The following is a 6,600-nucleotide window of genomic DNA, read 5'->3' on the forward strand; positions in this document are numbered from 1 at the left end:
CGCCGCAAGAAGCACCTCAGCGTCGCAACGAGCGGCGACGAGCCTGGCGATGAGCCGAAGGCCCTTTCCGAATGCGACGTCAAATCGAACATCAAGTCCATTCCGGGCGTGATGACGATCCGCGGCTGCGCCTATGCCGGTTCCAAAGGCGTGGTATGGGGGCCGGTCAAGGACATGGTCCACATCTCGCACGGGCCGGTCGGTTGCGGTCATTATTCCTGGTCGCAACGCCGCAACTACTACGTCGGCCTGACGGGCATCGACACGTTCGTGACGCTGCAGTTCACCTCAGACTTCCAGGAAAAGGACATCGTGTTCGGCGGCGACAAGAAGCTTGAACAGGTCATCGACGAGATCGAGGAGCTTTTCCCCCTCAACAACGGCATCAGCGTGCAGTCGGAATGCCCGATCGGGCTGATTGGCGACGACATTGAGGCGGTGTCGCGCAAGAAGGCCAAGGAGCACGAAAAGACGATCGTGCCGGTACGCTGCGAGGGCTTCCGCGGCGTCTCGCAATCGCTCGGCCACCACATCGCCAACGACGCCATCCGTGACTGGGTTTTCGACAAGAACGAAGTCGAGTTTGAGACCGGCCCTTACGATGTCAACGTCGTCGGCGACTACAATATCGGTGGCGACGCGTGGGCTACGCGCATTCTATTGGAGGAGGTGGGGCTGCGCGTGGTCGGCAACTGGTCGGGTGATGCCACGCTCGCTGAGGTCGAGCGCGCGCCAAAGGCCAAGCTGAACCTCATCCACTGCTACCGCTCGATGAACTACATCTGTCGGCACATGGAGGAAAAATACGGCATCCCGTGGATGGAATACAATTTCTTTGGTCCGTCCCAGATCGAAACCTCCCTGCGCGAAATAGCCAAGCACTTCGGTCCGGAAATCGTCGACAAGACCGAGGCTGTCATCACCAAGTACCGGCCCCTGGTCGATGCTGTCGTCGACAAGTACCGGCCGCGCCTCGAAGGCAAGACGGTGATGCTCTATGTCGGCGGCCTGCGTCCTCGCCACGTCATCACGGCCTATGAGGACCTCGGCATGCGGATCGTCGGCACCGGCTACGAGTTCGCCCACAACGACGACTATCAGCGCACCGGCCATTATGTGAACAAGGGTACGCTGATCTATGACGACGTGACCGGTTACGAGCTGGAAAAGTTCATCGAAGGCATCCGCCCCGACCTTGTTGGGTCCGGCATTAAAGAGAAGTATCCGGTGCAGAAGATGGGCATCCCCTTCCGCCAGATGCACTCCTGGGATTATTCCGGCCCGTATCACGGCTATGACGGCTTCGCCATATTCGCCCGCGACATGGATCTGGCCATCAATAATCCGGTGTGGGATCTCTACGACGTCCCCTGGAAAAAAGAGGCCGCGCCAGCTGAGGCGGTTGCGGCCGAATGAGAGCCTGGCCTGTCTTGGGAAGGGGCAGGCCAGGCTCTTCCTATCGGACTTGATCCGCACTCGTGACAGATGACATCCCATTGCCGCCACCGGTGCGGCGCGATGAAAAGAAAGGTGCTTACTATGCCGCAGTCGGCGGAAAAAGTTCTCGACCATGCTCCCCTGTTCCGCGAGCCGGAATACAGGCAGATGCTCGCCGAGAAGAAAGCCAATTTCGAATGCCCCCACCCGGATCAGGTCGTTGCCGATCAAAACGACTTCACGAAGACCTGGGAGTATCGCGAAAAGAACCTGGGCCGCGAAGCCCTGGTCGTGAACCCGGCCAAAGCCTGCCAGCCGCTCGGTGCCGTCTTCGCAGCCGCAGGCTTTGAGCAAACGATGTCCTTCGTCCATGGCAGCCAGGGCTGCGTCGCTTATTACCGTTCGCATCTGTCGCGTCACTTCAAGGAGCCTTCATCAGCGGTCTCGTCCTCGATGACGGAGGACGCGGCAGTGTTCGGCGGGTTGAAGAACATGGTCGACGGGCTCGCCAATACATACAAGCTCTACGATCCGAAGATGATCGCCGTCTCGACCACCTGCATGGCCGAAGTCATTGGAGACGACCTCCACGGCTTCATCGAAAACGCAAAGAACGAAGGGTCGGTCCCGCACGACTTCGATGTTCCTTTCGCCCACACGCCTGCCTTCGTCGGCAGCCACGTCGATGGCTATGACGGCATGATCAAGGGCATTCTGGAGAACTTCTGGAAAGGCAACGAGCGGAAGGAGGTTGCTCAAGCCATCAACATCATTCCCGGCTTCGACGGCTTCTGCGTCGGCAACAACCGCGAACTGAAGCGCCTGCTCGACATGATGGGCGTATCCTACATCTTCATCCAGGATGCCTCCGACCAGTTCGACACGCCGTCTGACGGTACGTACCGCATGTATGACGGCGGCACGAAGATCGAGGACTTGAAAACGGCGTTGAATGCCGAAGCGACCCTGTCGCTGCAGCACTATAACACGCGCAAAACGCTGGAATATTGCAAGGAGGTCGGTCAGGTTACGGCTTCGTTCCATTATCCGCTGGGTGTTCAGGCGACCGACGAATTCCTGATGAAGGTCTCGGAGATTACCGGCAAGGAAATTCCTCCGGCAATCGGCCTGGAACGCGGCCGTCTCGTCGACGCTATGGCAGATAGCCAAGCCTGGCTGCACGGGAAGAAATACGCGATCTACGGCGATCCTGACTTCGTCTACGCCGTTGCCCGGTTCGTCTTGGAAACCGGCGGTGAGCCGACCCACTGCCTTGCTACCAACGGCACGTCGGCCTGGGAAGCCGAGATGAAGGCGTTGCTCGCATCCTCGCCCTTCGGCAAGGATGCCCAGGTCTGGGCGGGCAAGGACCTGTGGGCGTTGCGCTCGCTGCTCTTTACCGAGCCGGTTGATCTTATGATCGGCAATTCCTATGGCAAGTATCTCGAGCGCGACACCGGCACCCCATTGATCCGGCTGACCTTTCCGATATTCGACCGGCACCATCACCACCGTTTCCCGCTCATGGGCTACCAAGGCGGCCTGCGCGTCCTGACGACGATCCTCGACAAGATCTTCGACAAGCTCGATCGCGAGACGAGCGAGCCGGGTGTGACGGACTATTCTTACGACCTGACCCGCTAGGAGCGGCGGCGGTCGGCCTTGTGAGGCCGGCCGCCTTCATCTGAACTTGGAGACCGCAATGCCCTTGCTCAATGCTAAAGTCCAGGATGTCTTTGACGAGCCTGCCTGCGAGAAGAACCGCAGCAAGGATTCCAAGGCGCGCAAAAACGGCTGTTCGAAGCCGCTGATCCCCGGGGCGGCAGCCGGCGGATGCGCTTTCGATGGCGCCAAGATCGTGCTGCAGCCGATCACCGACGTCGCGCACCTGATCCATGGGCCTCTCGGCTGTGAGGGCAATTCCTGGGACAACCGCGGATCGGCTTCCTCAGGTCCAACGCTCTGGCGCACCAGTTTCACGACCGACCTCACTGAAACCGAAGTGGTGATGGGGCACGGCGAGCGGAAACTTTTTAAAGCAATCCGCGAGATCAAGGAGGCCTATGCTCCACCGGCGATTTTCGTCTATTCGACCTGTGTGACAGCATTGATCGGCGACGACATCGAGGCCGTCTGCAAGCGGGCCGCGGAAAAATTCGGCCTTCCGGTGGTGCCGGTCAACGCACCGGGCTTTGCCGGCTCCAAGAACCTTGGCAATAAGCTCGCCGGTGAAGCGTTGCTCGATCATGTGATCGGCAGCGTAGAGCCGAACGACGTGACCGCCTACGACATCAATATCATTGGTGAGTTCAACCTATCCGGCGAGTTTTGGCTGGTAAAGCCGCTTCTTGACCGGCTGGGGATCAGAGTAAGGGCCTGCATTCCAGGAGACGCCCGATATCTTGACATTGCTTCTGCGCATCGCGCCAAGGCGTCCATGTTGGTGTGCTCGACAGCACTCATCAACCTCGCCCGCAAAATGGAGGAGCTGTGGGATATCCCGTTCTTCGAAGGCTCCTTTTACGGAATTACCGACACCTCGGAAGCACTCAGACAGATCGCCAAGCTGCTCGTGATGCAGGGGGCGGATCCCGAAATCCTCGAGCGCACCGAGGCATTGATCGCGGAGGAGGAGGCGATTGCCTGGATGAAACTCGCAGCATATCGACCAAGGCTTGAAGGCAAGCGCGTGTTGCTCAACACCGGCGGCGTCAAGTCCTGGTCGGTTGTCCATGCGCTGATGGAGGTGGGCATCGAGATCGTGGGCACCTCGGTCAAGAAATCCACGCCTGAAGACAAGGAACGTATCAAGCAACTCCTGAAAGACGAAAACCACCTGTTCGAGTCAATGGCGCCGCGCGAGCTTTATAACATGCTCGCCGACGGTAAAGCCGACATCATGTTGTCTGGCGGGCGCACGCAATTCATCGCGCTGAAGGCCAAGACACCTTGGCTCGATATCAACCAGGAACGCCACCACCCCTATGCCGGCTATGACGGCATGGTGGAGCTCGTTCGCCAGATCGATCTTGCTATTCACAATCCGATCTGGATGGAGGTGCGGGAGCCGGCACCGTGGGAATGCCAGCATGCGGTGGAAGAAGAACTGACGAATACCAAGAGCGAGAACGAGACTGGGTACGTCTTGCAAAACTTTGTCGGCGCGGTCGCCGGCAGCTTCTGCAAGCGTTGAGGAAAGCCGATGGTTCAAGTCTTTCCCCAGACCAAATCAGCTGCGGTCAATCCGCTGAAATCGTCGCAGCCGCTCGGCGCCGCGCTCGCCTTTCTTGGCGTCGAGCGTGCCGTGCCGCTGTTCCACGGCAGCCAGGGCTGCACCAGCTTGGCGCTGGTACTTTTAGTCCGGCACTTTAAGGAAGCCATTCCCTTGCAGACAACGGCATTGGACGCAGTGGCGACCATTCTTGGCGGCGCAGGCAATCTGGAAGAGGCGATCCTAAATCTCAAGAGGCGCGCAAAACCCAAGCTGATCGGAATTTGCACGACAGCCCTGGTGGAAACCCGCGGCGAAGATTTCGCAGGCGATCTCGCCAACATCAAGCGGGATCGTGCCGATGAGCTCGCGGGTACGGAGGTTGTGCTGGCGAATACCCCGGATTTCGAGGGAGCGATCGAAGAGGGATGGGCGAAGGCCGTCATCTCTATGGTCGAGCGCATCACCACTCCAGGCGAGCAGAGCCGCCACCAAAAGAAGATTGCGATCCTACCAGGATGGCATCTGACAGTCGCTGACATCGAGCTTCTGCGCGAAACGGTCGAAAGCTTCGGTCTGAAGCCGGTGATCCTGCCGGACATTTCCGGCTCTCTCGACGGCACGGTGCCCGGCGATCGTTGGGTTCCGACCACCTATGGCGGTACTCCCGTCGACGAGATACAAGAGCTTGGCACGGCGGCGCAATGTATCGCGATCGGCGAGCATATGCGCCGCCCCGCAGAGCTACTGCGGACCCGGACGGGAGTCCCTTACGCATTGTTCCAGTCGCTGACAGGATTGAAACGAGCCGACCGGTTCGTCTCGTTTCTTTCTGAGATTTCTGGTGCGCCGGTGCCAGCAAACATCCGCCGTCGCCGAGCACAGCTGCAGGACGCCCTGCTCGACGGACATTTCCATTTCGGAGGCAAGAAGATCGCAATTGCTGTGGAGCCGGACCAGCTCTACCAATTCGCTACCTTCTTCACCGGCATGGGCGCCGAAATCGCGGCAGCGGTCACCACGACCGGCACCTCAAAAATACTCGCGGAAATGCCGGCCGAATCGCTCCAGGTCGGTGATCTTGGCGATCTCGAAGAACTTGCCGTCGGCGCTGATCTTCTCGTCACGCATTCGCATGGACGACAAGCGGCGGAGCGCCTTGGGATTCCGCTCATGCGGGTGGGCTTCCCGATATTCGACCGACTCGGCAGCCAGCATAAGCTCACAAGTCTCTATCAGGGAACGCGCGACCTGATCTTCGATGTTTCCAACATCTTCCAGGCCAATCAGCGCGCGCCGTGTCCTGGATCGCTTGATCCCTCCCGCAAAGGAGAACTGCCTAGATGATCGCCGCTCGTCGCCTTTCCCTCGTCCCTGACGGGGTTCACTCGTCAGCTCCAAAACGGAAGGCTGGCGCGTTGCGCGTCGCAATCGCCACTCAAGATATGAAATCTCTCGACGCCCATTTCGGATCGGCAAAACGTTTCGTCGTCTATGATGTGAGTCTCGACGACTGGAAACTGGTGGAAGTCCTGGACTTCGAAGACGTTTCCGACCAGAGCGGAAAGCATCGGAACGAGGACGTCGATCGTATTAACCCGAAGGTGAAGGCGTTGGAAGGTTGTCACTTATTGTTCTGTCTGGCGATCGGTGGGCCATCGGCAGCCCGAGTTGTTTCGGCCAAAATCCACCCAATTAAAGTATCCGATCCTCAACTGATCGAAGATGTTTTGTCGCGAACTCGGGCGATGCTCAGGACTACTCCGCCACCCTGGTTACGCAAGGTGCTAACCGAAGCAGGCGCCATTGAAAAGAAGCCTTTCGATGAGGAGGACTAGGACATGGGTACATTGACAGGAAGTACGAATGGCCCTGCTGTCAACGAAGATGGGGATCTCGCCACCCCTTTTCTCAGATGCCTGATAAGGCTCATCCGCGCTCAGGATGCCCAT

Annotated in this window: 5 protein-coding genes; all 5 read left to right on the forward strand. The window is 58.8% G+C overall.

Annotation, left to right across the window (positions count from 1 at the left end; genetic code table 11):
* On the forward strand, positions 1–1,416 hold a 1,416-nt coding region (gene nifD / locus QWJ46_RS30580), incomplete at its 5' end, for a nitrogenase molybdenum-iron protein alpha chain (RefSeq protein WP_302756266.1).
* Positions 1,417–1,539: 123 nt separating this feature from the next.
* Positions 1,540–3,081, forward strand: coding sequence for a nitrogenase molybdenum-iron protein subunit beta (gene nifK, locus QWJ46_RS30585; protein WP_004677342.1), 1,542 nt, complete (start codon positions 1,540–1,542; stop codon positions 3,079–3,081).
* A gap of 58 nt (positions 3,082–3,139) precedes the next feature.
* Positions 3,140–4,630, forward strand: coding sequence for a nitrogenase iron-molybdenum cofactor biosynthesis protein NifE (nifE, locus tag QWJ46_RS30590; RefSeq protein WP_018247183.1), 1,491 nt, complete (start codon positions 3,140–3,142; stop codon positions 4,628–4,630).
* Positions 4,631–4,639: 9 nt separating this feature from the next.
* The gene (gene nifN / locus QWJ46_RS30595) at positions 4,640–5,995 is read left to right on the forward strand and encodes a nitrogenase iron-molybdenum cofactor biosynthesis protein NifN (RefSeq protein WP_004672660.1); all 1,356 of its coding nucleotides are present in this window, start codon (positions 4,640–4,642) and stop codon (positions 5,993–5,995) included.
* Positions 5,992–6,486 carry a nitrogen fixation protein NifX gene (gene nifX / locus QWJ46_RS30600; RefSeq protein WP_018247182.1) on the forward strand — a complete coding sequence of 165 codons (495 nt, stop codon included), beginning with the start codon at positions 5,992–5,994 and terminating at the stop codon, positions 6,484–6,486. Before nifN ends, nifX begins: the two co-directional genes overlap by 4 nt.
* Positions 6,487–6,600 lie beyond the last annotated feature (114 nt).

It is taken from the genome of Rhizobium sp. CBN3 (genome assembly GCF_030518245.1).
Lineage (GTDB): Bacteria > Pseudomonadota > Alphaproteobacteria > Rhizobiales > Rhizobiaceae > Rhizobium > Rhizobium aethiopicum_A.